The 2,664-nt window shown below is 70.7% G+C and carries 2 protein-coding genes; both read left to right on the forward strand.

The genetic code is table 11. The annotated features are described in order from the left end of the window. Positions 1 to 123: 123 nt before the first annotated feature. Positions 124 to 411, forward strand: a complete 288-nt coding sequence (locus K6I34_RS35250) for a ribosomal protein L7/L12 (protein WP_229332107.1) — start codon at positions 124 to 126, stop codon at positions 409 to 411. A 189-nt stretch (positions 412 to 600) separates the two neighbouring features. Next, positions 601 to 2,664: iron uptake transporter permease EfeU (gene efeU / locus K6I34_RS35255; protein WP_229332108.1), on the forward strand; the 2,064-nt coding region annotated here is incomplete at its 3' end.

Raw genomic sequence — 2,664 nt, forward strand, 5'->3', positions numbered from 1 at the left:
TCCGAAGGCGGCGTAACCATGTCAAGAAGATCATCGGTAAGCCGTGTGCGGGAAAACCGCACGCACGGATTGAAAGGGGACGGAGGAACCGGGCTCGCAGGAGCACCGCGCCTCCAACTACCAATGGATACGGCAGTGTTTCTCCTCTTCTTCCCGCTCGCCGGACTTCTCGCCTGGGGCATCGAGAGCCGGATCGAGCGCGTCAGCCGCAAGATCACGCGGCTGGAGCGCAAGGTGGATCTGATCCTCGACCAGCTGGGGATATGCGAGGAGGATCCCGGGCTCGCGCGGGTCGCCGAGCTCGCGCGTGGCGGGGAGACGATCAAGGCGATCAAGGCGTACCGCGAGATCACCGGGGACGGCCTGAAGGAGGCCAAGGACGCCGTGGACCGCATGGCCGGGCGGGCCTGAGCGGGATTCCCGGTCCTGTATGTGGGGTTCCATATTCGGTCGTTGTCAAGAACAAAACCAGAAGAAAACGCGCCCTTGACCCCGTCCTTGTGGAGGGCCAAGGCGAGCCTCACTAAGGTATGGCTTCGCTAACCAGGGTGACCGGCGAGCATCGGCGAAGTCGCCGGGCGCGCTGCGGGGGAGGGCCATATGTGGGACGACGCGTTTCCCAGCTTGCTGATAGGCCTCCGCGAGGGACTGGAGGCCGGACTGATCGTTTCCGTCCTCGTCGCCTCCCTCGTCCGCGCGGAGGCCCGGAACCGCCTGCCGCACATATGGACGGGTGTCCTCGGCGCCATAGCCCTCTCCATGAGCTTCGGTGCCGTGCTCACCTTCACCGCCGCCAACCTCTCCGCCACCGCGCAGGAGACGTTCGGCGGCAGTCTCTGCGTCGTCGCGGTCGCCTTCGTCACCGCCATGGTCTTCTGGATGCGCCGCTCGGCCCGCAACCTCTCCGGCGAGATCCGCGAGAAGGTCACCAGCGCCCTCGCCATGGGTGCGGGCATGCTCATCGTCACGTCCTTCCTCGCCGTGGGCCGCGAGGGGCTGGAGACCGCGCTCTTCCTCTGGACCACGGCACGCGCCGCCGGGGAATCCGCGGGCCCGATGACCGGCGCCGCCATCGGACTCGTCCTCGCGGCGGGGCTCTGCTGGGGCCTGTACCGCCGGGTGCTGAGGATCAACCTGACGAGGTTCTTCACCGCCACCGGCATCGTCCTCGTCGTCATCGCCGCCGGTGTCCTCGGCTACGGGCTGCGCGATCTCCAGGAGGGCGGCGTACTGCCCGGGAAGGCCGCGTTCGCGTTCGACCTCGGCCGGAGCGTCGACGCCGGTTCCTGGTACGCCACCCTCGTCCAGGGCGTCCTCAACCTCACCCCCACCATGACCTGGCTGCAGGTCGTCGCCTACGTGTCCTACCTCGCCGTCGTGATGACCCTTTTCGTCCGCGGCGCACGTGGCGCACGTGGTGTACGGGGCACCCGCCCGGCGGGTACGAAGGACGAAGCGGGTACGGAGAACGAGGCCGTCCGGCGCGGCCACTCCACTCCGGAGCAACCGCAGTCGGCCGGTACGCCGGAGCCCACCCCGGCGAAGCCGCCGCGCCGCCGCCCGGCATGGCTGATACCCGCCGTCGTCGTCACCGTGCCCGCCGTCGCCGCCGGCGTCCTCGTCGCCGTCGGCGGCTCCAAGCCCGGTGGCACCCAGACCATCGCCGTCTCCGAGAAGGAGTGCGGCAAGGGATTCTCCGCTCCCCGGCCCGGCCGCCGGACCTTCCAGATGCACAACACCGGGGACAAGGCCGCCGAGGTCTACCTCGTCGACCCCGCCACCGACGCCGTCTACGGCGAGATCGAGGGCCTCGCCCCCGGCACCACCCGCGACCTCGTCGCCACCGTCGGCGGCGGCGCGTACGCCTGGCGCTGCGTCCCCACGGGCGGCAAGGCCGTCACCTCCGCGCCCGTGCACATCAGCGGCGGCGACAGCGCCAACGCCGTCAAGCCCGTCTCCGACGAGGACCTGGCCGCCCCGCTGCGCTCCTACAAGGACTACGTGACCAAGGGCCTGGCCGCGCTGACCGGCCAGACCGGCAAACTGGCCGACGACGTCCGGCACGGCGACCTCGACGCCGCCCGCGCCGACTGGCTCACCGCCCACCGCACCTACGCCTCCCTCGGCGCGGCCTACGGCACCTTCCAGGACTTCGACAAGAAGATCAACGGCAGGACCGCGGGCCTCCCCGACGGCGTGCGCGACAAGGACTTCACCGGCTTCCACCGCGTCGAGTACGGCCTGTGGCACGGCGAGTCGGCCGACGGCCTGCGTGGCCCGGCCGACCGGCTCGCACAGGACGCCGAAGGGCTGCGCAAGGCCTTCCCCGGCCAGGACTTCGACCCCTCCGACCTGCCGCTGCGCACCCACGAGGTCCTGGAGAACACCCTCCAGTTCGAGCTCACCGGCGACGCCGACCAGGGCAGCGGCACGACCCTGGCCACCGCGGACGCCAACCTCGCCGGCACCCGGGAACTCCTCGGTGTCCTGCGCCCCCTGCTCGCCGCCCGCGACCCGAAGCTGCTCACCACGGTGGGCGCCGACATCGACCGTGTGCAGGAACTGCTCGACGCCGCGCACCACGGCACCGTGTGGACCCCGGTCGGCACGCTCGACGCCACCGGCCGCGCCCGGCTGAACGGTGCCACGGGCCAGCTGCTGGAG

The organism is Streptomyces sp. UNOC14_S4, assembly GCF_020740835.1.
Lineage (GTDB): Bacteria > Actinomycetota > Actinomycetes > Streptomycetales > Streptomycetaceae > Streptomyces.

Bases quoted from the DNA above. Each gene is read 5' to 3' on its own strand.
- K6I34_RS35250 (WP_229332107.1), top strand. From the start codon at position 124: ATGGATACGGCAGTGTTTCTCCTCTTCTTCCCGCTCGCCGGACTTCTC.